At 59.9% G+C, this 24,310-nt stretch carries 17 protein-coding genes and 2 tRNA genes; 6 read left to right on the top strand and 13 right to left on the bottom strand.

What is annotated here, in order from left to right:
- The first annotated feature begins 144 nt into the window (after positions 1-144).
- From OC605_RS18750 to OC605_RS18735, 4 genes are all read left to right on the top strand, one after another.
- A tRNA-Leu gene (locus OC605_RS18750) sits at positions 145-231 on the top strand.
- A 180-nt stretch (positions 232-411) separates the two neighbouring features.
- A tRNA-Leu gene (locus OC605_RS18745) sits at positions 412-498 on the top strand.
- Between the two features lie 185 nt (positions 499-683).
- Entirely contained in the window at positions 684-1,694 is a 1,011-nt protein-coding gene (locus OC605_RS18740) for an extracellular solute-binding protein (protein WP_016771941.1), read from the top strand.
- Positions 1,694-3,259: an ABC transporter permease gene (locus tag OC605_RS18735; RefSeq protein WP_262138748.1), complete on the top strand. Its 1,566-nt coding sequence runs from the start codon at positions 1,694-1,696 to the stop codon at positions 3,257-3,259. Before OC605_RS18740 ends, OC605_RS18735 begins: the two co-directional genes overlap by 1 nt.
- An 80-nt stretch (positions 3,260-3,339) precedes the next feature.
- On the opposite strand, the gene OC605_RS18730 is transcribed toward OC605_RS18735, so the two are convergent.
- The 3 genes from OC605_RS18730 to OC605_RS18720 all read right to left on the bottom strand — a co-directional run bounded on the left by OC605_RS18730 (position 3,340) and on the right by OC605_RS18720 (position 7,945).
- Entirely contained in the window at positions 3,340-5,274 is a 1,935-nt protein-coding gene (locus OC605_RS18730; protein WP_262138746.1) for a methyl-accepting chemotaxis protein, read from the bottom strand.
- Between the two features lie 139 nt (positions 5,275-5,413).
- On the bottom strand, positions 5,414-6,703 hold the full coding sequence (locus OC605_RS18725; RefSeq protein ID WP_016771943.1) for an adenylosuccinate synthase: 1,290 nt from the start codon (positions 6,701-6,703) through the stop codon (positions 5,414-5,416).
- A 54-nt stretch (positions 6,704-6,757) separates the two neighbouring features.
- The gene (locus OC605_RS18720; RefSeq protein WP_016771944.1) at positions 6,758-7,945 is read right to left on the bottom strand and encodes an ATP phosphoribosyltransferase regulatory subunit; all 1,188 of its coding nucleotides are present in this window, start codon (positions 7,943-7,945) and stop codon (positions 6,758-6,760) included.
- Positions 7,946-8,033: 88 nt separating this feature from the next.
- Here OC605_RS18720 and OC605_RS18715 point away from each other — a divergent pair, with 88 nt between their 5' ends.
- Positions 8,034-8,240 (top strand): hypothetical protein, encoded by a 207-nt coding sequence (locus OC605_RS18715; protein ID WP_186567380.1) that lies wholly within the window; start codon positions 8,034-8,036, stop codon positions 8,238-8,240.
- 17 nt (positions 8,241-8,257) lie between these two features.
- On the opposite strand, the gene hflC is transcribed toward OC605_RS18715, so the two are convergent.
- The 9 genes from hflC to OC605_RS18670 all read right to left on the bottom strand — a co-directional run bounded on the left by hflC (position 8,258) and on the right by OC605_RS18670 (position 18,329).
- Positions 8,258-9,127, bottom strand: coding sequence for a protease modulator HflC (gene hflC / locus OC605_RS18710; RefSeq protein ID WP_016771945.1), 870 nt, complete (start codon positions 9,125-9,127; stop codon positions 8,258-8,260).
- Entirely contained in the window at positions 9,127-10,293 is a 1,167-nt protein-coding gene (hflK, locus tag OC605_RS18705; RefSeq protein WP_076565403.1) for an FtsH protease activity modulator HflK, read from the bottom strand. Before hflK ends, hflC begins: the two co-directional genes overlap by 1 nt.
- Positions 10,294-10,389: 96 nt before the next feature.
- Complete coding sequence (gene hflX / locus OC605_RS18700) at positions 10,390-11,691, bottom strand: ribosome rescue GTPase HflX (protein WP_016771946.1); 1,302 nt, start codon at positions 11,689-11,691, stop codon at positions 10,390-10,392.
- A gap of 12 nt (positions 11,692-11,703) precedes the next feature.
- Positions 11,704-11,970, bottom strand: coding sequence for an RNA chaperone Hfq (hfq, locus tag OC605_RS18695; protein ID WP_016771947.1), 267 nt, complete (start codon positions 11,968-11,970; stop codon positions 11,704-11,706).
- 95 nt (positions 11,971-12,065) lie between these two features.
- Positions 12,066-13,037, bottom strand: coding sequence for a tRNA (adenosine(37)-N6)-dimethylallyltransferase MiaA (miaA, locus tag OC605_RS18690; protein ID WP_133337184.1), 972 nt, complete (start codon positions 13,035-13,037; stop codon positions 12,066-12,068).
- Complete coding sequence (gene mutL / locus OC605_RS18685) at positions 13,037-14,944, bottom strand: DNA mismatch repair endonuclease MutL (RefSeq protein ID WP_133337186.1); 1,908 nt, start codon at positions 14,942-14,944, stop codon at positions 13,037-13,039. Before mutL ends, miaA begins: the two co-directional genes overlap by 1 nt.
- Positions 14,941-16,320 (bottom strand): N-acetylmuramoyl-L-alanine amidase, encoded by a 1,380-nt coding sequence (locus tag OC605_RS18680; RefSeq protein ID WP_370593506.1) that lies wholly within the window; start codon positions 16,318-16,320, stop codon positions 14,941-14,943. Before OC605_RS18680 ends, mutL begins: the two co-directional genes overlap by 4 nt.
- A gap of 51 nt (positions 16,321-16,371) precedes the next feature.
- Positions 16,372-16,842 carry a tRNA (adenosine(37)-N6)-threonylcarbamoyltransferase complex ATPase subunit type 1 TsaE gene (gene tsaE / locus OC605_RS18675; protein ID WP_130910048.1) on the bottom strand — a complete coding sequence of 157 codons (471 nt, stop codon included), beginning with the start codon at positions 16,840-16,842 and terminating at the stop codon, positions 16,372-16,374.
- Entirely contained in the window at positions 16,830-18,329 is a 1,500-nt protein-coding gene (locus tag OC605_RS18670) for an NAD(P)H-hydrate dehydratase (RefSeq protein WP_262138738.1), read from the bottom strand. The genes tsaE and OC605_RS18670 overlap by 13 nt, the downstream gene beginning before the upstream one ends.
- A 63-nt stretch (positions 18,330-18,392) precedes the next feature.
- On the opposite strand from OC605_RS18670, the gene queG reads away from it, so the two are divergent.
- Positions 18,393-19,466: a tRNA epoxyqueuosine(34) reductase QueG gene (gene queG / locus OC605_RS18665; RefSeq protein WP_262138736.1), complete on the top strand. Its 1,074-nt coding sequence runs from the start codon at positions 18,393-18,395 to the stop codon at positions 19,464-19,466.
- A gap of 26 nt (positions 19,467-19,492) precedes the next feature.
- On the opposite strand, the gene OC605_RS18660 is transcribed toward queG, so the two are convergent.
- On the bottom strand, positions 19,493-24,259 hold the full coding sequence (locus tag OC605_RS18660) for an RHS repeat domain-containing protein (protein WP_262138734.1): 4,767 nt from the start codon (positions 24,257-24,259) through the stop codon (positions 19,493-19,495).
- Positions 24,260-24,310: the final 51 nt, after the last annotated feature.

Raw genomic sequence — 24,310 nt, 5'->3', positions numbered from 1 at the left:
GTGCAGGGCCTTGTATCGACGCTCGGACACAGTTTTGAACGCCGCTGGTAAAAAAATTCAGTTTTTTCTGCGGCAGGGGTTTACAGTTAAAAAGGCGCTCCGTATAGTGCGCGCCATCGACGACGCACTAGCGCTTTCGATGATGCCCAGGTGGTGAAATTGGTAGACACGCCAGCTTCAGGTGCTGGTGACCTTACGGTCGTGGAAGTTCGAGTCTTCTCCTGGGCACCAATTTCGAGTTTGAGACTAGATCAGTTTCAACACTCACACAAAACCCGCGAAAGCGGGTTTTGTGCATTTGCGGGAAAGCTTTTGCTCACACTGATTTATTAAAACCAAATCAGGGGTTTACAGATCAAAAAGGCCTCCGTATAGTGCGCCACATCAACAGCGGCAACGCTTGCGATGATTGCCCAGATGGTGAAATTGGTAGACACGCCAGCTTCAGGTGCTGGTGACCTTACGGTCGTGGAAGTTCGAGTCTTCTTCTGGGCACCAATTCAAATTCAAGGTTCAGGCCTTGGATTTCACAAAAACCCGCGAAAGCGGGTTTTTGCGTTTCTGGCTTCCTGAATTTCGCCATCCCTACAGGATCGCCAGTCGCCCCACAAGGCGCACTTGAGAAACAATATCGTTTATCATTGTTGCAAGTTTTTGCAATGCGACAGTGAGGAACCCTGCGAATGACGTTTCGAAATACCCTGCGCCGAGGCCTGACCTTCACCCTCCTCGGCCTGGCGCTCGCCACTCCCCTCACCCAGGCTGCCGATGCGGTTTCCCTGACTCTCTACAACGGCCAGCACAAGGAAGTCGGCGACGCGATTGCCAAGGCTTTTGAAGCCAAGACCGGCATCCACGTCAACGTGCGCAAAGGCAGCAGCAACCAGCTCGCCAGCCAGATCATCGAAGAAGGCGACCGCTCGCCCGCCGATGTGATCTACACCGAAGAGTCGCCACCGCTGAATAACCTTGGTGAACAGGGCCTGCTGGCCAAGGCCGATGACGCGACACTGGCGGTTCTGCCGGAAAAATATGTAGCAGCAAACGGTACCTGGATTGGCGTTACCGCGCGCGTGCGCGTGGTCGCGTTCAATCCGAAACTGATCGATGAAAAAGACCTGCCGAAATCGGTGATGGAATTCTCCGAGCCGCAGTGGCAAGGCAAGGTCGGCTTCGTTCCGACCAGTGGCGCCTTCCAGGAGCAGGCCGTAGCAATCATCAAACTGCACGGTCGTGACGCTGCCGAAGAATGGCTGACCGGTCTGCGCGCGTTCGGCAAGACCTACAGCAACAACATGGTCGCACTCAAAGCTGTGGAAAACGGCGAAGTCGCTACCGTACTGGTGAACAACTACTACTGGTTCGCCCTGCAACGCGAGAAAGGCAAGCTCGACTCCAAGCTGCATTATTTCACCGGCGGCGACGCTGGCGGCTTGATCACCGTGTCCAGCGCTGCCGTGCTGAAATCCAGCAAACATCCAAAAGAAGCCCAGCAATTCCTCGCCTTCATGGCCAGCGAAGAAGGTCAGCGCGTGATCACTCAGACCACCGCCGAATACCCGCTGCACAAAGGCATGGAATCGGATCGCGGCCTCAAGCCGTTCAGCGAACTGGAAGCGCCGAACGTCACCCCGGCGGATCTGGGCAATGCTGAAGAAGCGCTGGAGCTGGAACGCGAAGTTGGCCTGAACTGATGGCAGCATCGTTATCGGCCCCCGCCGCGCGCGGGGATTACGTGCCACGACGCAAAAGGCCTTCAATCTGGCTGGTGTTGCCGGTATTGCTGCTGGTGGTCATGAGCCTGCTGCCACTGGCCTATGTCGGACTGAAAGCCTGGCAAGCCGGATGGGCCGAGGCGCTGCACCTGCTGTGGCGCCCGTATGTATTTGGCCTGCTGCGCAACACCTTGGCATTGATGGTCGGCGTGACGGTCACCTGCGCAGTGATCGGTCTGTCGCTGGCGTGGCTGCTGGAACGCAGCAACCTGCCGGGTCGACGCCTGTGGGGCGTGATCCTGTGCCTGCCGTTTGCGGTGCCGGCGTTTGTCAGCAGCTTCACCTGGGTCTCGCTCAGCGCGCAATTCGAAGGCCTCGGCGGGGCGATTCTGGTGATGAGCCTGTCGAAGTATCCGCTGATCTTTCTGCCGGTTGCCGCCACCCTGCGCAATCTCGATCCCTCCCTGGAAGAATCCGCCCGCACGCTGGGACAGAATCGCTGGGGCGTGTTTTTCCGCGTCACCCTGCCGCTGCTGTGGCCATCGCTGCTGGCCGGTTCGCTGCTGATTGCCCTGCACATGCTGGTGGAATTCGGCGCGCTGTCGATCATTGGCCTGCAAACCTTTACCACGGCGATCTACCAGCAATTCGAACTGGAATTCAGCAACGCCAATGCTGCGATGCTTTCGGCGGTGTTGCTGGCGCTGTGTCTGCTGCTGTTGTGGCTGGAACTGCGGGTGCGTGGCAAGGGCCGGCATGTGCGCACCGGCCAGGGCGCGGCGCGACAGGCTGAGCAAGTGAAGCTTGGGCCATGGGCGGCGGCAGGTCAGTTGTATTGCCTGTTGCTGGCGATTATCGGCAGCGGCGTTCCGCTGGGGATGTTGGCCTACTGGCTGGCGGTCGGTTCGTCGGCGGCGTTCCCGCTAGCAGCGATCACCGAGGCGCTGTTGTCGTCGTTGGCATTGTCGTTGGGCGGCGCGGCGTTGTGCCTGGCGCTGGCAGTGCCGGTCGGGCTGCTGGTGGTGCGCTATAAAGGCCAATTGGCAATCTGGGCCGAACGCCTGCCTTATCTGTTGCACGCGCTGCCGGGGCTGGTGATTGCGTTGACGCTGGTGTATTTCGCCCTGCATTACGTGCCGGTGCTGTATCAGACGTCGGGCTTGCTGCTGATCGCCTATGCACTGCTGTTCCTGCCATTGGCGCAGGCGCCGATCCGTACCGCTCTGAACAAGGCTGCACCGCAGCTGGAAGAAGCGGCGCGGACGTTAGGCGCATCGTCGTTCACCGCGTTTTGCCGGGTGACCTTGCCGATCATTTTCCCGGCACTGGGCGCAGCGTTTGCGCTGGTATTTCTTGATGCGATGAAGGAATTGACGGCAACGTTGCTGCTCAGCCCAACCGGACTCAATACATTGGCGACCGAAGTCTGGGCGCATACGGCGAATGTCGAGTTTGCCGCGGCGGCGCCTTATGCGGCGTTGTTGATTGTGGTCTCGGGGTTGCCGGTTTATCTGCTGACGACGCGGATGTATCTCAGCCGCTAAAAGATCGCAGCCTTCGGCAGCTCCTACATCGGAATTTGCGTTTCCCTGTAGGAGCTGCCGCAGGCTGCGATCTTTTGATCTTAAGCGCGGAACTGTCCCAGGCTAGCCTTCAACTGCGCCGCCAGACCATCCAGCACCTTGCCACTGGCCGTGGTCTCCACCACTGCCTGCGCCGCTTTCTCGGCTTGGGCGTGAATCGTCTCGACGCGCCCACGCACTGCCTGTGCACCCTGCGCCTGATGCGCGGCTGCTTGCGTCGCCAGACCGATCGCCGCATGCACCTGCTCGACCGAAGCCTGCACCGATTGCTGCAAACGCGCACTGTCGCGCAACACCAGCAAACCTTCGCTGGCCTGTCGTCCGGCCTGACCAATCGCCTCGACTGCCTCACGTGCGCCTTGCTGCAGAGCGACTATGTGCGCTTGGATATCGCCCGTCGAGCTCTGCGTTTTGCTCGCCAGGGCCCGCCCTTCATCCGCCACCACGGCAAACCCACGCCCGGTTTCACCGGCGCGCGCCGCCTCGATCGCAGCGTTCAATGCCAGCAGGTTGGTCTGTTCGGCGATGCCGTGAATCACCGTCAGCACCACCTCGATCTGCTCGCTCTGCTGCGCCAGTCGCTCGATAACCTTCGCCCCGGTATCGACCTGCCCGGCCAGCGCTTCGATCAGGCTGCCGACCTTGGCGGAAGTACGAGTGTTCTCATCGGTGGCCTGACGAATATCGACAACCTGCTTCAGCGCCGCCTGCATCGCCTGACTTTCCGACTGCGCTTCGTCAGCCATTTGCGACAGCGCACGAAGGCTTTCTGCGACTTCATCGCGCTGCATTCCGGCAGCCGCATCAGCGCCAGCGTTGCGCAAAGTCATCGCGCCGATTTCCACGCCAGTGCGCTGAGCAACATCACCGGCCTCGCGCACGATCGGCTGCAATTTATCCACAAAGCGATTGACCGCCGAGGCCATGTCGCCGATTTCATCCTTGCTGTTGATCTGCACACGCTTGGTCAGATCGCCCTCGCCCGCTGCCAGATCGTCCATCGCCGCATTGAGCATTTTCAGACGATTGACCACACGATGACCGAGCACCACGGCCAGCAACAGCAGGACGCCGCAACCGACCAGTGCCAGGCCAAGGCCGATACGCCAGCGCAGTGTCGCGGCAGCGCCTTGAACGGTTTGTGCGGTGTTGGCTTTCATTTCGCCAGCGGTGCCCTGCGCCGATTGCAGGCGCGCCTGCATTGCCTTGGCGCTGTCCGCCGCTGCGCCTTTGAGGCTGTCGCCGACCAATTGATCGCTGCTGGCAATCAGCGCGAGGAAGCGCTTGTCGAGCTCGGCCAGATCGCTTTCCACCGAGGCCGTGGACACGCCCATCAGCACTTTGCCGATTTCCACGCCATTGGGATTGATCGAGGCTTCGAGGTAGTAAACCGAAGGATCGTTTTTCGCCGCATCGAGTACTTTATCCAGCGCACGCTCGCCCTGACCTTTTTCCAGCAAGGCCTTGTTGATCGGGTTTTCACGGTTGAGGTAACGAGTCAAATGCTGGCCGGTGGCGTCGTCATACACCACGAACAGCACGTTGGGATTGCGCTGGGCGCGACGAGCGAACTCCGAGAGCGTCGGCACGTCGCTGTCCCACATGGCACGCGGCGCTACGGATGCAAGCAACTGCGCCATGTCGTTGGCCGAATCCTTCAGATCCTTTTCCAGCGTCGCCCGCAGTTGCGCCTGCTCTTCTTTGAGGCGTGCGGACAGGCCAGCCGTGAGGCGCTGACGAGTGCTGGCCGATAACGCATCAAGACTTGAAGTGACTTCACGCCCCGCCTGCTCCAGCTCACCGGAGAGTTTCTGGCTGTCGGCACCCAGGCGCACGGCCAGATCGGCTTCCAGCGCGGTCACCGTGCTCCGCGTCAGGGCAACCGCCACCAACACCTGCACCAAAAGGGCGATACCAAGGGTAACGAACACCGGCCGCAACAAACGGCTTTGTAACAGTGAGAGAACGGCTGACACTTTAAATCCCTCTACTTCTGACGCCATTAATTTGATGGCACTCTTGTAGGCAGATTCACAGCAAAGGTCATGCCGTCCAACAGGCATAAACGACAAAGGCCCCGATTAAGGGGCCTTTGTTTTTTACATCAACAACTTATCAAGCGAACGGATGACGCAGAACGATGGTTTCGTTGCGGTCCGGGCCCGTCGAAATAATGTCGATCGGCGCGCCGATCAACTCTTCAACGCGTTTGATGTAGGCACGAGCATTGGCCGGCAGCTCTTCCAGGGTCTTGGCGCCCACGGTCGATTCGCTCCAGCCCGGCACTTCTTCGTACACCGGCTGCAGGCCGACGTAGCTGTCAGCATCGGTCGGCGCAACGGCATTGCCCTGCGCGTCTTTGTAGCCGACGCAGATGTTGATGGTTTCCAGACCGTCGAGTACGTCCAGCTTGGTCAGGCAGATGCCCGAGATGCTGTTCACGTCGATAGCGCGACGCAGGATGACGGCGTCGAACCAGCCGCAACGACGGGCGCGGCCAGTGGTAGCGCCGAACTCGTGACCTTGCTTGGCCAGGTGCGCACCAACTTCGTCGAACAGCTCGGTCGGGAACGGGCCGGAACCGACGCGAGTGGTGTAGGCCTTGGTGATGCCCAGGATGTAGTCGAGGAACATCGGACCCACGCCCGAACCGGTCGCCACGCCACCAGCGGTGGTGTTGGAGCTGGTTACGTATGGGTAGGTGCCGTGGTCGATGTCGAGCAACGAACCTTGCGCGCCTTCGAACATGATGTCCTTGCCGGCACGACGCAGATCGTGCAGCTCGGCAGTCACGTCGAGCATCAGCGGCTTGAGCAGCTCAGCGTATTCCTTGCACTCGGCCAGGGTCTTTTCGAATTCGATGGCTGGCTCTTTGTAGTAACCGACCAGCATGAAGTTGTGGTAATCCACCAGTTCACGCAGCTTGTCTTCGAAGCGCGGCATGTTCAGCAGATCGCCGACACGCAAGCCACGACGGGCAACCTTGTCTTCGTAAGCCGGGCCGATGCCGCGACCGGTGGTACCGATCTTCAGCTCGCCACGGGCCTTTTCACGGGCCTGGTCCAGCGCGACGTGGAAGGACAGGATCAGCGGGCAGGACGGGCTGATACGCAGGCGCTCGCGCACTGGTACGCCTTTCTCTTCCAGCTTGGTGATCTCGCGCAGCAGGGCGTCAGGTGCAACCACCACGCCGTTGCCGATCAGGCATTGCACGCCTTCGCGCAGCACGCCCGAAGGAATCAGGTGCAAGACGGTTTTCTCGCCGTCGATCACCAGCGTGTGACCCGCGTTGTGGCCACCCTGGTAGCGCACTACGGCGGCAGCATGTTCGGTCAGCAGATCAACGATCTTGCCTTTGCCCTCATCACCCCACTGGGTGCCCAGGACTACGACATTCTTACCCATAACACTTGTCCTCATTCGCGCAAACTTGGTGCCGGCGATGGCCGGCAGGAAAACTCAAGAAGCCAATGGCGATACTTGCCAAAGCCCGTTCTGCTGAATCAATTGCCGGTCGCAGTCCGCATCACGGGCGGCGGCCAAAGGTTGTCCAGGCAAGGCCTGAACGACACGCTGACCCTCACTGCGCAACTGGCAAACCTGCTGCCAGAGTGCCGCATCCGTACTGTCAGGCATCCAGATACCGCCAGACGGTAGCTCGATCTCAGCACGCCCCAGGGTCACCAGGGTTTTCAAATCGGTAGAGAAACCAGTCGCCGGACGGGCGCGACCGAAGTCGGCACCGATGTCATCGTAACGACCGCCCTGAGCGATGGACTGGCCAACGCCCGGCACGAACACCGCGAACACCACACCGGTGTGGTAGTGGTAGCCGCGCAATTCGCCGAGGTCGAAATACAGCGGCAGCTGCGGGAAGCGCACGGAAAGACGCTCGGCGATCGCCAGCAGATCTTCCAGCGCCGCCAGCACCGGCGCCGGCGCATTGGCCAGACGCTCGCGGGCAGCGCTCAACACTTCACGGCCGCCACACAGATCAACCAGTGCGCGCAGCATGCCCGACAGATCGGCCGGCAGGCCTTCGGTCAGGGTAATCACTTCATCGATGGCCTTGCGCTGCAGGGCATCGAACAACTGCTGCTCGACTTCACCGGACAGACCGGCGGCACGCGCCAGACCACGGTAGATGCCGACATGGCCGAGGTCCATGTGCACGTCCGGCACATCGGCCAGTTGCAGCATGGCCAGCATCAGACTGATGACTTCGACATCGCTGCTCGGGCTGGCGTCGCCGTACAGCTCGGCGCCCAGCTGGATCGGGCTGCGCGAGGACGACAATGCACGCGGCTGGGCATGCAGGACGCTGCCGGCGTAGCACAGACGGCTGGGGCCTTCGCGACGCAGGGTGTGCGCATCGATGCGCGCCACTTGCGGCGTGATGTCGGCACGGAAACCCATCTGCCGGCCCGATTGCGGGTCGATGACCTTGAAGGTACGCAGATCCAGGTCCTGGCCCGCGCCGGTCAGCAGGGATTCCAGGTACTCGATATGGGGAGTCACGACGAACTCGTAACCCCAGCTCTGGAACAGATCCAACACCTGACGACGCGCGACTTCAATGCGCGCCGCCTCCGGTGGCAGTACTTCTTCGATGCCATCTGGCAGCAGCCAGCGGTCTACCGTTGCCATTACGCCATTCCCCTTTGATCCGGGCGGCCAGCACTAGGCGAGCCTTGAGTGAAGCAGAAAATGATCGGGGCGTTCAAAACGCACGCGCATGAACGACGCAGCGAAAGGCCGGCTGGCGGCTTCGCCCATCACTTTCCTCGAAAAACGCTCGGGCTATTCAAACCCGATGTCTGCAACAAAAACAGCAATCAAACGTGCAGACGCAAAAAAGCCGGGAATTTCCCGGCTGCCGCATCATACACACGTTTTCCGAAAGGATCACCCCGCCCGAGGTTTTAGCCGCCGGGCGGGCTGATTCAGGTCAACGTCGTGTCAAGGTTTGGCTTTTTCCAGATAACGGAAGAAGTCGCTGCTTGGGTCGAGGACCAGGACGTCGGATTTGTTCGCGAAGCTTTCACGGTAGGCACGCAGGCTACGATAGAAACCGTAGAACTCCTGATCCTGACCGTAGGCCTTGGAGTAGATCGCAGCAGCCTGGGCGTCACCGTCACCGCGAACCTCTTCGGATTCACGATAGGCTTCGGCCAGCAGCACGCGGCGTTGACGATCGGCGTCGGCACGGATGCCTTCGGCCAGCTCGTTACCCTTGGCGCGGTGCTCGCGAGCTTCACGCTCACGCTCGGTGCTCATGCGTTCGAACACGCTGCGGTTCACTTCCTTCGGCAGATCGATGGCCTTGACCCGGACATCGACCACTTCGATACCCAGCTCTTTTTCCGCCATCTTGTTCAGCGACGCAGTGATGTCAGCCATCAGCGCATCACGTTCACCCGACACCACTTCGTGCAGGGTGCGCTTGCCGAACTGGTCACGCAGGCCCGATTCGAGACGACGGGACAAACGCTCGTCGGCGATCTGCTTCAGACCCGAAGTCGCGGTGTAGAAGCGCTCGGCATCTTTCACCCGCCACTTGGCGTAGGCATCGACCATCACGGCTTTCTTTTCCAGGGTCAGGAAGCGTTGCGTCGGTGCATCCAGCGTCAGCAGACGCGCGTCGAATTTGCGCACCTGGTTAACGTAAGGCACTTTCACATGCAGACCCGGCTGGACATCGGCCTGAACCACGCGACCGAATTGCAGCAGCACCGCGCGCTCGGTCTGAGCGACGATGTAGAAGCAATTCCAGCCCACCAGTACCACAACGACGCCAACGATCAGGGCGATCAGCGATTTATTGCTCATCAGCGGGTCTCCCTTGTACGCGTCTGCGGCACGTCAGTGACATGTGGCGTGACGTCCGTGTTGTTGCTGGCGGCCGAACCGGTCACCGGTGCATTACCCGAACTGTTCTGGATCATCTTGTCCAGCGGCAGGTAGAGCAGATTGCTCTGGCCGTTCTTGTTGCCGGTCACGAGGACCTTGCTGGTGTTGCTGAAGACTTCCTGCATGGTGTCCAGGTACAGACGCTCGCGGGTGACTTCAGGTGCCTTGCGATACTCGGCGACCAGTTTGGTAAAGCGATCGGCCTCACCCTTGGCGCGCGAGATAGTCTCGTCGCGATAACCGTTGGCATCTTCAATGATGCGCTGGGCCTGACCACGGGCTTCCGGCACAACGCCGTTGGCGTAGGTTTCGGCCTGGTTGCGCGAACGCTGCTCGTCTTCACGGGCGCGGATCACGTCATCGAAGGCTTCCTGTACTTCACGCGGTGCCGCTGCGCTCTGTACGTTGACCTGGGTGACGGTGATACCGGTGCGATAGGTATCGAGGAAACGTTGCAGACGCTCCTTGATTTCGCTGGCCATCAATTCACGACCTTCGGTCAGCACCTGGTCCATGGCGGTGGAACCGACCACGTGACGCAGCGCACTTTCGGTGGCGTGCTGCAGGCTGATTTCCGGCTGATCGACGTTCAGCACGAAGTCCTGCAGGTTGCTGATCTTGTACTGCACGGTCAGCGGCACTTCGACGATGTTCTCGTCTTCAGTCAGCATCTGGCCCTGCTTGGAATACGCACGCTCGCGCGTCACGTTCTCCATGTACTTCTTGTCGATCGGCGGAAAGTAGATGTTCAGACCCGGGCCGACAGTCTCGTAGTACTTGCCGAAGCGCAGCACCACGGCTTGCTCCTGCTCGTCCACCACGTAGACCGCGCTGTACAGCCAGACAGCCGCCAGCACGACCAGGCCGATGCCGAGCAGACCGCCGAAGCCGCCACTGCTGCGCCCCGACCCGCCGCCGTCATCACCGCGTTTCTTACCACCACCGAACAACCCGTTCAGGCTTTCCTGCAGCTTTCGGAAGGCCTCGTCGAGATCCGGTGGCCCCTTGCGGTCGCCGTTATTGCGGCGCTTGCCACCCCAGGGATCCTGATTATTCGAGTTGCCACCCGGCTCATTCCAAGCCATAGCGCTCTCCATCTGATAAAGCAAAGACGCACCCACGGCGCGCCGACCAATGCTACAGAATGCCTGCCGTTGCGGCACAACCGCTTTGTCAGGCTTTTATTGCAAAGTGTGTTGCTCGATGAATTCCATCGGCTGCAATCCTTCGCGGCTTACCAATCGATTAAGCTCGATCCGGGGCAAACGAACGGCCAGCAGGCTGACACCTTCTTCATCGTATTCTTCTTTCTGCACCGCACCGAGTTCGAAGAACTGCGCACGCAGCCGAGCGAATCGTTGCGGCAAGCGCAAGGTACCGACGAACAGATCACTGCCGAGCAACTCGGCGATGGCCTGTTCAAGCAATTCCAGACCGCTGCCATCCCGCGCCGAGAGCCAGACCCGTTGCGGCTTGCCATCGGCATCGCGCTGGATCTGCGGCTCGACGCCTTCGAGCAAATCGAGTTTGTTATAGACCTCGAGGATCGGCAAGTCCTGGGCACCAATCTCGCCCAGCACCACCATCACCTGCTCGATCTGCAACATGCGATCCGGTTCGGCCGCATCGATCACGTGCAGCAGCAGGTCGGAATTGCTCGACTCTTCGAGCGTAGACCGAAATGCCTCGACCAGCTTGTGTGGCAGATGACGAATGAAACCCACGGTGTCGGCGAGGACGATCGGACCGAGGTCGTCAAGCTCCAGCCGGCGCAGGGTCGGGTCGAGTGTGGCGAACAGTTGATCGGCCGCGTACACCTCGGATTTCGTCACGTTGTTGAAGAGTGTCGATTTGCCCGCGTTGGTGTAGCCCACCAGCGAAACGGTAGGAATGTCCGCACGGGATCGACCACGGCGCGACTGCTCGCGCTGACTGCGCACCTTCTCCAGCCGCCCCTTGATCTGACGCAGGCGAACCCGCAGCAGACGGCGGTCGGTTTCCAGCTGGGTTTCACCCGGGCCGCGCATACCGATACCGCCACCCTGACGTTCAAGGTGAGTCCAGCCGCGAACCAGCCGCGTGCTCATGTGGTCAAGCTGGGCCAGTTCGACCTGCAGCTTGCCCTCATGGGTGCGTGCGCGTTGGGCGAAAATATCGAGAATCAGCCCGGTGCGGTCGATCACGCGACACTCGAAAACACGTTCGAGGTTGCGTTCCTGACTGGGCGTGAGGATGTGATTGAAAATCACCAGATCGGCTTCTTCAGCCTTGACCAGGTCGCGCAGTTCCTCGACCTTGCCGCTGCCGATCAGATATTTGGCGGTTGGCCGATGACGCGGCACGTTGAAAAACGCGACGGTCTCGGCGCCAGCCGAATTTGCCAACTCCTGAAACTCCTGCGGATCTTCGCGCGCCTCAGGGTCCTGTCCATCCAAGTGAACGAGGATGACTCGTTCACCACCACCGTGGCGCTCAAAGAACAAAGGAGACTCCTATCAGGCGTTACCCGGCGCTGCATCGGCATCGCCCTGTTCGTTTTCGGTTGCGCTAGGCAGACGAATTGGACGAACCGGCACGACGGTCGAGATAGCGTGTTTGTAGACCATCTGGCTTACGGTGTTTTTCAGCAGGATCACGAACTGGTCGAACGACTCGATCGTCCCTTGCAGCTTGATACCGTTGACCAGGTAGATGGAAACCCCGACTTTCTCTTTACGTAAAGTGTTCAGGTAAGGGTCTTGTAGCGAATGCCCTTTTGACATGTGCCGCACTCCTTTAAGGATTCAATAATAAAAACAGGTAAATTCAGATGGCTTCGGCCGTCACACCCCCAAGGATAGACGGCAATTGCAAGGACTCAGCTCAATATGGAGATGGTCCCAAGGTATTTCAAGGCGCGTGGCAGATTGTCGCAATCAAGACTGTCCAGCCAGTGCAAATCGTCCCAGCTGCGCAGCCAGGTAAACTGGCGTTTGGCCAATTGGCGCGTGGCGATGATGCCCCGCTCCTGCATCTGGGCCAATGTCAGCTTGCCGTCCAGGTAATCCCAGACTTGGCGGTAGCCTACCGCACGTATAGACGGCAACCCGGAATGCAGGTCACTTCTTTTACGCAGGGCTACGACCTCGTCGATGAATCCCTGTTCCAACATATTTGTGAATCTTTGTTCAATTCGCTGGTGCAGAACCTGACGATTCGCCGGAGCAATGGCCAGGTTCGCGACAGTATAGGGCAATTGTTGGCGTCCCGAAGCGGCTGCTTCAGTACTTTGCGCAGATTGTTGCTCGCGCAGGGCGGTCATGCTCTGCCCGCTGACTCGATAGACTTCCAGTGCCCGACTCAAGCGCTGCGGATCATTGGGATGAATGCGCGCCGCAGACACCGGATCGATTTGCGCCAGTTGATCGTGCAGGGCTTGCCAGCCGAGGCGTGCAGCTTCTTCCTCGATCTGCGCACGAACCTCGGGATCGGCCGCCGGCATGTCCGCCAGACCTTCGACCAAAGCCTTGTAATAGAGCATGGTGCCGCCGACCAGCAGCGGGATCTTTCCTCGCCCAGTGATCTCGGCCATGGCCTGCATCGCGTCGCGACGGAAATCGGCAGCTGAATACGCTTCAGCGGGGTCGAGGATGTCGATCAGCCGGTGCGGGTATTGCGCCAGCAACTCTTTCGAAGGCTTGGCCGTGCCGATGTCCATGCCGCGGTAGACCAGCGCCGAATCGACACTGATCAATTCGCACGGCAGCACTTTGGTCAGCTCGATGGCCAGATCGGTCTTGCCCGCAGCGGTCGGGCCCATCAGGAAAATCGCTGGAGGAAGCTGGCTCATCAACGACCGCGCAGGAACAGTTTGTCCAGATCGTCCAGACCCAGCTGGGTCCAGGTCGGTCGGCCATGGTTGCATTGACCGCTGCGCTCGGTATTTTCCATATCGCGCAGCAGACCGTTCATTTCCGGCAGGGCCAAGCGCCGGTTGGCGCGGATCGCGCCGTGGCAGGCCATGGTGCCGAGCAGTTCGTTGAGATGCGCCTGGATACGGTCACTGGTGCCGTATTCCATCAGGTCAGAGAGCACGTCGCCGACCAGTCGATTGGCTTCGGCTTGCTTGAGCAATGCGGGAATCTGCCGGATCGCCAGGGTTTCCGGCCCCAGCCGCTGTAATTCAAAACCAAGACGCTGAAACCACGCGGCGTGTTCTTCAGCGCAATCGGCCTCGCGCTGACTCACGGCCAGCGACTCCGGCACCAGCAACGGCTGGCCACTGAGACCTTCGCTGGCCATGGCGATTTTCAGGCGCTCGTACATGATCCGCTCGTGGGCGGCATGCATGTCCACCAGCACCAGGCCATGGGCGTTCTCGGACAGAATATAGATGCCCTTGAGCTGCGCCAGTGCATAGCCGAGCGGCGGGATATCTTCCTGACCGGTTGGCAGCGCGCTGGCATTGGCTTCAGGCAGCGGCGCGAAAAACTCTTTGTAAGCGGCTTGAGCCTCGGCAGCGGGCAGCGCCGATTGCGGACGTGGCGTGTATTGATACTGATAAGCGCCGCCAGCGCTGGCACCAGACGAAGTATTGAACACCGGCTGCGCCTGCGGCTGCTCCAGCAGCGCATTGGCGGCCAGACGCATCTCGCCTTGCGGGCCGAATTCGCCCGCCTCGATCCCGCTCGGCCGAACGATCGCCGTGGTGACCGAGCCAGCCAGCTGATCTTCCGGGCGCACATCGCCCAACGCGCGGTGCAGCGTGCCATACAGGAAATCGTGGACCATGCGCCCGTCACGGAAACGCACTTCGTGTTTGGTCGGGTGCACGTTGACATCTACCGCCGCCGGATCGACTTCGAAAAACAGCGCGAAGGTCGGATGCCGGCCATTGAACAGCACGTCGCGATAAGCCTGACGCACGGCGTGGGCCACCAGTTTGTCGCGCACTGCTCGGCCGTTTACGAAGAAATACTGCAAGTCAGCCTGGCTACGGTTGAACGTCGGCAAACCGACCCAGCCCCACAGGTGCAAGCCATTGCGTTCGATCTCGATCGGCAACGCCTGTTCAAGGAAACCCGAACCGCAGATCGCCGCCACACGCCGGGCGCGGGCTGCATCATCGTGGGCCTCGTGCAGGCTGAGGATGGTCTTGCCGTTGTGGCGCAGATGAAAAGCCACGTCGAAGCGCGCCAGCGCCAGACGCTTGATCACTTCTTGCAGGTGATCGAACTCGGTTTTTTCCGTCTTGAGGAATTTGCGCCGGGCCGGGGTGTTGAAGAACAGGTCGCGAACTTCCACCGAAGTGCCGACCGGATGCGCCGCCGGCTGCACGCGCGGCGCCATGTCCCGACCTTCGGTCTCGACCTGCCAGGCCTGATCAGCATCGCGGGTGCGCGAGGTCAGGGTCAGACGCGCCACGGAGCTGATCGACGCCAGCGCCTCGCCACGAAACCCCAGGCTCATCACCTGCTCGAGGTCTTCGAGATTGCGGATCTTGCTGGTGGCGTGACGGGCCAAGGCCAGCGGCAGGTCATCGGCGGAAATACCGCTGCCGTCATCGCGCACGCGCAGCAGCTTGACGCCGCCCTGCTCGACATCGACGTCAATACGCTTGGCGCCAGAGTCGAGGCTGTTTTCCAACAACTCCTTGATCACCGAAGCCGGGCGCTCAACCACCTCACCGGCGGCAATCTGGTTCGCCAGCCGTGGGCTGAGCAGCTCGATGCGCGCGGTGTTCAATACCTGGTTCATTCTTTCGACGCCAGTTCGGTGCCGGGAATGGTCAGGTGCTGACCGACTTTCAACTCGTCACTTTTCAGGTTGTTTGCAGCACGCAAGGTGGCCGGCGAGACCTGATAGCGCACGCCGATCATCGCCAGGGTTTCCCCCGGGCCGACACGGTGGTCGCGCGGGCCTTGGGCAATCTTGCCGGAATCACGCAGCCAGGCGATGTAGGTGCCCGGTGGCGGATTCTGCTGGAAGAACTGGCGCACGCCGCTGCTGATCGAACGGGCCAGCGCCTGCTGGTGGCTGGATGCGGACAGTTTGTTCGCTTCGTTGGCGTTGGAGATGAAGCCGGTTTCGACCAGGATCGACGGAATGTCCGGCGACTTCAGCACCATGAACCCGGCTTGTTCTACACGTTGTTTGTGCAGCGGCGTAACGCGGCCAATGTTGGTCAAGACCTTCTGGCCGACGTTGAGGCTGGAGGTCAGCGACGCGGTCATCGACAGGTCGAGCAACACCCCGGCGAGCATGCGGTCCTTGTCATCGAGGCTGACGTTGCCGGCACCGCCGATCAGGTCGGAACGGTTTTCACTGTCGGCAAGCCAGCGGGCGGTCTCGGACGTAGCGCCACGATCAGAGAGGGCGAACACCGAAGCACCGAACGCGGCTGCGGACGGCGCGGCGTCGGCGTGGATCGAGACGAACAGGTCGGCGCCCTTCTTGCGCGCGATTTCGGTACGCCCGCGCAATGGAATGAAGTAGTCGCCGGTACGGGTCAGCTCGGCGCGAAAGCCTTTCATGCCGTTGACCTGACGCTGCAGCTCGCGAGCGATCTGCAGTACCACGTCTTTTTCACGCTGGCCGCGCGAGCCGGACGCGCCCGGGTCTTCGCCACCGTGGCCGGCGTCGATCACCACGATAATGTCGCGTTTGCCGGCCGGGGCTGGCGGCAGCTTGATCGCCGGTTCGGTCGGGGTCACCGGCACTGCCGGCACGGTTGCCACCGATGGCGTCGGGGCTGGCGGCGGCGCGGCATCGGCCGGGTTGTCGAACAGATCGACCACCAGACGGTTGCCATATTGCGCGTTCGGCGCCAGCGAGAAGCTTTTCGGAGTGACGGCTTTTTTCAGGTCGATGACCACGCGCAGGTCTGTCGGTGTGCGCTGGGCCGAGCGCATCGCAGTGATCGGCGTGTTCGCGGTCTGCACGTTCAACGGCGCGCCGAGGGTGGCGCCGTTGATGTCGATCACCAGCCGGTCCGGGGCCGTCAGGGTGAAAACGCTGTGCTGCACCGGGCCGCTGAGGTCAAAGACCAGTCGCGTGTTGTCCGGCGCCCGCCACAGGCGCACGCTGTTGACCTTTGAATCGGCCACAGCGTTGACGGTTACTGCCATCAACATCAGTCCAGCGGCAGCCACCAACGCGCGAAAGCGCATACCAAACCCCATCATTTAATTGGATTCCAATGCCAAAGCGGCACACCAGGCCTCGCCACGCGAGCCCTGGGCTAAAATTTTCAGCGAACGCCCGCTGTCTTGCGGGCCAATGGTAATGGTCAGGTCGGGCTTTGGCAAAAAGCCTGCACCTTTATCGGGCCACTCGATCAGGCACAGGGCATCGTCTTCGAAGTAGTCACGGATGCCGAGAAACTCCAGCTCCTCGGGATCGACCAGGCGATACAGGTCGAAGTGGAAGGCACGAATGTCACCGATCTCGTAGGGCTCGACCAAAGTGAAGGTCGGACTTTTTACCGCGCCAACATGCCCCAAACCGCGAATGATGCCCCGCGACAGAGTGGTTTTGCCCATGCCCAGGTTGCCTTCGAGAAAAATCAGGCCGTGGCCCTGGGTGACGCGAGCGATTCGTGCGCCAAAGTCGCTCATCGCCTGTTCATCGGCCAGGTACAGGGTTACTTCAGACACGGTGCTTGCTCCTCCAACAACTGACGAATGGCTGGAATCAGATCACTGGCCGCCAGCCCACGGCCGAATTTGCCTTGTTGCATACCCGCGTTGGCGTGCAGCCAGACGGCCAGGCATGCCGCATCGAACGCGTCCATGCGTTGGGCCAGCAATGCGCCGGTGAGACCGGCCAGCACATCACCCAACCCGCCCGTGGCCATCGCCGGATGGCCCTGATGACAGAGGGCCAGACGCCCTTCTGGATGGGCGATCAGACTGCCGGCACCTTTCAGAACCACTACCGCTGAATACTTTTTGCTCAACGCCAGAGCAGCGGCCGGGCGATCGGCCTGCACTTCGGCGGTACTGATGCCAAGCAAGCGCGCCGCTTCACCGGGATGCGGGGTGATCACGCAATCCTTGGGCAACTGGACAAAATCGCTGGCCAGCAGGTTCAACGCGTCAGCGTCCCACACCTGCGGCGATGGTGCATTGGCGGCAGCCGACAGCAGGGCACGGCCCCAACTGGCCTGACCGAGTCCCGGCCCGATCACCAATACCGAAACCTTTTCCAGCAGACCCATCAGTTGATTGGCTGACGAGGTGCCGAGCGCCATCGCCTCCGGCACCCGAGTCAGCGCCGCCGGCACATGCTCTGGGCGAGTCGCCAGCGAAACCATGCCCGCGCCGCCGCGCAAGGCCATTTCCGTGCTGAGCAGAATCGCTCCGCCGAACCCGTGATCGCCGCCGATCAGCAACACATGGCCAAAGCGCCCCTTGTGCGAGGTCGGCGCACGCGGCGCAAGTGCTGGGAGATTAGCGGCGCTCAGGCGTTGAGCGCAGACGGGAATGTCACTGAAAATTTCGTCGGTGGCTTGCAAGTCGTTGAAGACCAGTTCGCCGATTTGATCCGCCGCGTCGCCAGTCAACAGCCCGATCTTCATAGCAATGAATGTCACCGTTAGATCGGCGTGGACCGCGACGCCCAGTTCACGTCCGGTATCGGCACATAGCCCTGACGGAATATCGACCGCCGCTACCGGCAAACCGCAGGCGTTGATCGCCTTGATCGCCGATGCATACGGCTCGCGCACTTCGCCGCTCAGACCTGTGCCGAGCAAGGCATCGAGGACGACACCGCGCAGCTCGCTCTGCGCCTGCCAGCCTTGCACCACAACACCGTCAGCTACGGATTCGGCATGGGCCAGTGCGGCATCGCCCTGCAAACGCTGCGGATCGCCGACGGCGAGAACGCGCACCGTCCAACCGGCCCGCAGCGCCAGCCCGGCCACCAGATAACCGTCGCCAGCGTTGTTGCCGTGCCCGGCAAGCACCGTCAGTTCGTTCGCTGCCGGCCACTTGCGCACCAGTGCGCGCCACGTCGCGCGGGCGGCGCGCTGCATCAATTCGAAGCCCGGCGTGCCGGCGGCGATCAGCCGCGCGTCGAGTTCGCGCACCTGCGCGGCGCGGTACAGCGCGTCGGGCAATTCATCTTTCGTCTGCGGCATGCGTCTTCGGGCTCCGATGTCTGGCAGAATTATACGCACCTCAGCTCCGGTTTCTCTCGCCTCATGTCCGCCATCACCACAGACCTGCCCGCCCTCGCCCAATCGATCAAGGATTGGGGCCGCGAGCTGGGCTTCCAGCAAGTCGGCATCAGCGGTCTGGACCTGGCCGAGCACGAGCAGCATCTGCAACGCTGGCTCGACGCCGGCTATCACGGCGAAATGGACTACATGGGCGCCCATGGCAGCAAACGCTCGCACCCGGAAGAACTGGTGCCGGGCACGTTGCGCGTGGTTTCCCTGCGCATGGACTACCTGCCAGGCGATACCGAAATGGCCAAACGCCTGGCTGAACCGGAAAAGGCTTACGTGTCGCGTTATGCCTTGGGCCGCGATTACCACAAATTGATCCGTAAACGTGTTCAACAATTGGCCGACAGGATCCAGGCAGAGATCGGCCCGTTCGGTTTTCGTGCCTTTGTCGACAGTGCGCCAGTGCTGGAAAAAGCCATCGCCGAACAGGCCGGGCTGGGCTGGATCGGCAAAAACACCCTTGTACTGAATCGCAAGGCCGGCAGTTATTTCTTCCTCAGCGAGCTATTCGTCGATCTGCCGCTGCCGGTGGACGAGCCGCACAGCACCGAACATTGCGGGCGTTGCACCGCATGCCTGGATATCTGCCCGACCAACGCTTTTGTCGGCCCGTACGTGCTGGACGCCCGACGCTGCATTTCCTACTTGACCATCGAACTGAAAACCGCGATCCCGGAAGAGTTGCGACCGTTGATTGGCAATCGGGTATTCGGCTGCGATGACTGCCAGATCGTTTGCCCGTGGAACCGTTTCGCCCGACCGACCGGAGAAAGTGATTTCACGCCCCGGCACAACCTCGACAATGCTGAATTGGCCGAGCTGTTCATGTGGGATGAGGAAAAGTTCTTGAGCAGCACCGAAGGCTCGCCGTTGCGACGTGCCGGGTATGAGCGCTGGTTACGTAATCTGGCGGTGGGCCTGGGCAATGCGCCTTCAACGATTCCGGTGCTGGAAGCGTTGAAGGCGCGACGGGATTATCCGTCGGAGTTGGTTAAAGAACATGTGGAGTGGGCGCTTGAACAGCACTCCAGACTTTCACACCGATAAAAGGGCAAGCAAAGTATTCAGAGTACTCATATGCGCGTTGTAACAATATTTTTGGCCGATTTCATTATTGCGTTGGTCTCCCCGTCGGACCAATGGCCACCCGCCTGCAGGACTTTGCAAACTCTCTGTTTACTGTCCTCCAGAAGATAAATACGCTCCCCACGTCCTTTCGAGGCCGCGAAAAAAACATGCGTTACTTTTCTTCCATCACCGGCTGGGCCGAACTCCTCGTAATACATCCTGGACCTCCTGGCTGCCTGAAGGGGGGACATATCGCTTTCGACGAGCCCGAAGAATTCGTCGGCCATCGTCTTGTGGGTGGGATAGAGGTAGTCTTCTGCATCGGGCCTGATTAATTGCCAAGGATGATCTGCCACTTCTTCCACTGGCGCGTTGGCTTTTTTGGCATCAGCCTTGGCGCCTTTTCCGCCCTTCTTGAAGTGTTTTCCCGCTTTGCCCACCCCCCTGCCACTGAGCCCCTTGCTAAACGCTGAAGCCATCTTCCTGCCAGCATTCACAGCAGCTTTTGCACCCGCTGCCATACCTGCACCGAGCGAAGCCAGCCCGAGACCAAAACTGATCCAGCCCAATATCTCGCCTGTTTGAGAACCCGGTGACAGCTCATTGACCACCTCGCTGGCAATACCCGCCAAGCCTGAAGCAACCGCCAGCCCCAACGCCGCCACTGCCCATGGAGTCGCCGCGCCCATCGTCACCACGCTGGCAACAATCCCGAGAATACTGAGGCCGACGCCGAGGATCGATTGCCAGGAGACATGCCCGGTAGGGTCAACCCGATTGACCGGGTCGCCCAGGCAATAACTGTAGGCATTGACTCCGCCCGCGCCGAACGGACTCATGCTATCAGGGGCAAGAAAACGCATCAGTGTCGGGCTATAGGCCCTATAACCATTGCCCAGCAGATACAACCCGGTAACCGGATCCAGTTGCTCGCCGTTGAACCCCGCCAGGCTGAACAATCCGCCTTCGGCAGAACGATGCCCATAAGGGCTGTAGGCGCAATCGGCGAGCTGTTCCTTGCCCAGTGTTGCCAGCACGCTTTGCTGTTGATCGGTGCCAAACAGTTGCGCGCCGGCGTTCAAACCGAGTTGCTGTTGCCCCACAAGCGCGCCACCGTGACGCACGATACTGGATGAGTTTTCACCACTCACCTCATTGGCGACCCGGCCTGCGTAGTAGTAACGCTGCGTAGTAACCTCGTCGGGTTGCGACAGCTCAACCAGATCGTCGAAACCGTCGTAATGGTAGCCACGAATGACTGAACCGCCTGCGCCGGACAGTTGTTCGAGACGTCCGAACGCGTCATAGGCCAGCGTTCGCGCCTGGTCGTCCTTGATCATCCTGCCGTTGGCGTCGTATTCCAGCGTCACTGCCGGTGGATAGTCGACATGGGAATGTTTGACTGCGCTGAGCTGTACCGGATCGGGATTGTCATAACTGAAGGTGGTCAGATTCACGCCCAGCGGGAACTTCGTCTGCACGGTAAGAATGTTGTCCAGCGCATCGAAGGTGAACGTCTGCTGGATAATTTCCTTGCCATACGGGTCACGGGGCTTTTGGGTGCCAGCGCAGTCGTACTGAATCAAGCGCCCGCGCACGTCGTAGGTGAACTGTTCATCACGTAAGAGTTGAGCGCCACGTCTGGACACTTTCTGCGCCAGTTTGCCAGCCAGCGTGTAAGTCGATTCGAGGGTCTGGTCAGGCTGACCCTGAATCTCGAATGTACGCCGGGTTTCACGGCCGATATCGCCACAGGCGAACCGGGTAATCATCTGACGCTTGATCGAGGTGTCTTCGGTTTTCGTCCACTCCAGCATCCCCGTCCGGGCGTTGTAGTGGAACTCGGTTGTCAGCAAGCCTTGCGAGGCGGATAGAAGGCGGCCGAACTCATCGTATTCAGATCTGTTGTCGGTACCGAGCACATCAACGTGGCTGATCGGTCGCCCCTGCAGGGACCAGGTACTGGACGTTGCTTTCGTGACAGCGCCGAAGGTCGTCGTTTCGGATTTCAGGCGCCCGGAAGGGTGATAGGCAAAGCTGCGGCTCCTGCCGCTTTCGGTACAGGTCAAGGGTTTGCCAATGACGGGGTCATAGGTCATGGTTGTGACCAGGTCCTCTGCCTTGCGCTCAGTCAGCAAACCGCCCAGTTCCCGCAAATAAGTGAATTCGGTCTTTTTGCCATCAGCACTCTTGTACCACTGTGGCTGAGTGAAGCCCGCTTCATAAGCAGCCTCGGACTGACGTCCGCCCACGGTGCTCTGGATCAAACGGCCCAAACCGTCGTAAGTTTGCTGCCCCAACAGTTTGTCACCGACCTGAATGGCCACCGGCAGCCCTTCATCACTATGCTCGGCGTAGTCGGTCACAACCTCACTGCCGTCGGGCAGGACACTGCGGATCAGCCGGTCAAACACGTCGTACTCATATCGCGTGATATTGCCGACAGGATCTGTCTGGCTGGTTGTGCGCCCGTAACCGTCATAGGTGTAAACGGTTTTGCCGAGGCTCTTGTTCTTCAGATTGAAGCTCTCGACACTCAGCGGCTTGCCGAAGTCATTGACGAGGGCAAGTGTCTTGCCCATCCCCTGGAGCCAGTTGGTTTGCTGGCGAAGAACCGGATCCGCCTCGCTGTGTTCGATACGCCCATCGGCATGCAGCGTCTTGCTGACCTGGCCCCAGGAATCGAATTCGTAGCGGGTACTGACCGGACAAGGCTTGCCATCATGCCAATCGGTCAGGATCACTTCCACCTTGTGACCGACTGAATCATGCAGGGCAGAATAAAGCGCGCGAGTCAGGATGAACCCGTCCTTGTCGGGATGGTCGCAATCCTTTTCCTGAACGGTGATCACCCGCTCCAGGCCATCGTAGGCCACTCTTTGCTCGCCGCCGGCGGGATCCGTGGTCACCACCGTCGCCGGCTGCTGCTCACTGGCTGCCAGATACGCCCACTGGGTAGCGGCCGCATACGGGGTGCCGGAAGCGACCGTTTTGCTCAGTGCGCGGCCGATGGCGTCATATTGATGTTCGATGCGCTCGCCATCGACACCTGTTTCCGACACCAGTAAACCGGTAAGCGTCGAAAGCACTTTTTCACTGGTCTGCAATGCGCCGTCAAATCCGCGTGTACTCGACTTGACCCGCAGCCTGTCATCCTCAAGTTCATAGGAGAATTCAGTAACGGTCTTTTTATCATTCAGGATGACACTTTGCTCTTTCGTGGCCCCGTGTTTGAGTGGGTCCTTGGGCAAGTTCAGATAACTGCGTGCGGTTATCGAACGCAATACCTCAACACCTTCCACAACTTCGAAGAATCGCTCCTCGACCGGTAACACGGAGGCCAGTTCCGCTCCTTCCAGCGCAGTATGCAGCGCATAGTCATAGTACGTGACAGTCGAAGTACCCTCCGACGCGGCAGCAGATACCGTCCTTTTTTTCGGGAACCTGGAGAAACCCAACGGATCTTCCGGGCAATTATCTCCACCACTGGCCGGATAAAATTCCGTCGAAGTCGTGACCCCACTTGGCTCAACCTGCTTAAGCAAGTTGCCTTCCTGATCAAACTCGGTAACGGTGGTTTCCACACGCTTTTGCTGAGTGCGTCGATCAAGGTACGTCACCGTATGCACCTTCGGCATGCGGAACTGAGCCACCTGGTCATTGAACGGCTTGGTGACGGAGCAGTGATATTCGGTGGCAGTTTCGATCTGCGCGTCGCCACAGGTGGTCGTCTCTGCGATCAGGAGATGAAACTTGTTGTAGGTGCGTTTGATGCGCGTGTGGACCTTGCCCTTTAACACCCACTTCTCATCCGAGGTATATACGTAGTAGCCGGGCGCCTGATAGAGAGGATCGCCGTCGCTGTTTCGGGCCGGCGACAGCCCCTGGCCGAGAAAGTTATGGTCGGAGTACTCGTAAGTCTTGCAGAGCCTGGGTTGGCGGCGCCCCGGGTAAATATCGTGAGCGATGACAAACGGCAGTGTTCGATCAATGCCACTTACGAAACGGTGACCATGGCGCTTGTAGCGAATGATTTCCACGCCGCGCAATGGATTGACGACGCGGTGTAAATAGCTGGCCCCATGAATGACTTCATATTCCAGGTCCCAACCTTTACCGACCGGTAGCTCGATTGCCGTTACTCGAGCGTTTTTCAGGATCAATTTGTAACTGGAACTCGAAGCAGTGTCGGGATGCCGGGTAAATATCGCCTCGCCTGCCTTGCGTGTGACTCGCAAGAGGCAGCGCTTGGTATCGTTGATTTCGGCCAACCTGGGAAACCCGTTGAACAACTCGTGCTTCAGCGCAACGCTGACACCGTTCCCCGCAATTATTTTTTCTGCTACGGCGAAATGACTGCCAGCCAGAACTTTGAGCAACTCACGCCGACCATCCTTGTATCGAACTTCATAGCGCCCTGCACCAGTCACCAATACCTTCGCGGTTTGCAGTTTCATTTCATTGAACTTCAGACCGGCAGATGTCTCGACAGCCTTATAGCGTTCACCGTTGGACAAGGTCATGACTTTGCTGCGCAAGTCGTAATTCGTCAGGGTCAAAGACCAGCCAATGCCGAAACCGACATCTGCCTGGTTGAGCGGATTGAAAGCCACTGAAAACGCAAGTTCAGGACCATTGAGATCCGCCGAGTGCAGCTTTCCCAACGAAAAGGCGCAGGTGTACATACCCGTGCGGGGATCAACGCCTCCGGAAACAAACTCACCGAAGTTGAAAGCGTTTGAATGAACAGCGGAGGATGAATTACTTTCCATGGAAAAGAAGCTCCTTTTTCCAGATAGATATTAAAACGGTCAATTCGGCCA

The organism is Pseudomonas sp. Marseille-Q5117 (assembly GCF_946901175.1).
In the GTDB taxonomy this organism is placed as follows: Bacteria; Pseudomonadota; Gammaproteobacteria; order Pseudomonadales; family Pseudomonadaceae; genus Aquipseudomonas; species Aquipseudomonas iranensis.
Note: the sequence above shows the minus strand (reverse complement) of the source record. Positions and strands in the feature narration are given on the sequence as shown.

What these genes read in the sequence shown, in the direction of transcription:
- OC605_RS18740 (WP_016771941.1), top strand. Translation starts at nt 684, where the DNA reads ATGACGTTTCGAAATACCCTGCGCCGAGGCCTGACCTTCACCCTCCTC.
- OC605_RS18735 (WP_262138748.1), top strand. Translation starts at nt 1,694, where the DNA reads ATGGCAGCATCGTTATCGGCCCCCGCCGCGCGCGGGGATTACGTGCCA.
- OC605_RS18725 (WP_016771943.1), bottom strand. Translation starts at nt 6,703, where the DNA reads ATGGGTAAGAATGTCGTAGTCCTGGGCACCCAGTGGGGTGATGAGGGC.
- OC605_RS18720 (WP_016771944.1), bottom strand. Translation starts at nt 7,945, where the DNA reads ATGGCAACGGTAGACCGCTGGCTGCTGCCAGATGGCATCGAAGAAGTA.
- OC605_RS18715 (WP_186567380.1), top strand. Translation starts at nt 8,034, where the DNA reads ATGAACGACGCAGCGAAAGGCCGGCTGGCGGCTTCGCCCATCACTTTC.
- hflC (WP_016771945.1), bottom strand. Translation starts at nt 9,127, where the DNA reads ATGAGCAATAAATCGCTGATCGCCCTGATCGTTGGCGTCGTTGTGGTA.
- hflK (WP_076565403.1), bottom strand. Translation starts at nt 10,293, where the DNA reads ATGGCTTGGAATGAGCCGGGTGGCAACTCGAATAATCAGGATCCCTGG.
- hfq (WP_016771947.1), bottom strand. Translation starts at nt 11,970, where the DNA reads ATGTCAAAAGGGCATTCGCTACAAGACCCTTACCTGAACACTTTACGT.
- miaA (WP_133337184.1), bottom strand. Translation starts at nt 13,037, where the DNA reads ATGAGCCAGCTTCCTCCAGCGATTTTCCTGATGGGCCCGACCGCTGCG.
- mutL (WP_133337186.1), bottom strand. Translation starts at nt 14,944, where the DNA reads ATGAACCAGGTATTGAACACCGCGCGCATCGAGCTGCTCAGCCCACGG.
- OC605_RS18680 (WP_370593506.1), bottom strand. Translation starts at nt 16,320, where the DNA reads ATGTTGATGGCAGTAACCGTCAACGCTGTGGCCGATTCAAAGGTCAAC.
- OC605_RS18670 (WP_262138738.1), bottom strand. Translation starts at nt 18,329, where the DNA reads ATGCCGCAGACGAAAGATGAATTGCCCGACGCGCTGTACCGCGCCGCG.
- queG (WP_262138736.1), top strand. Translation starts at nt 18,393, where the DNA reads ATGTCCGCCATCACCACAGACCTGCCCGCCCTCGCCCAATCGATCAAG.
- OC605_RS18660 (WP_262138734.1), bottom strand. Translation starts at nt 24,259, where the DNA reads ATGGAAAGTAATTCATCCTCCGCTGTTCATTCAAACGCTTTCAACTTC.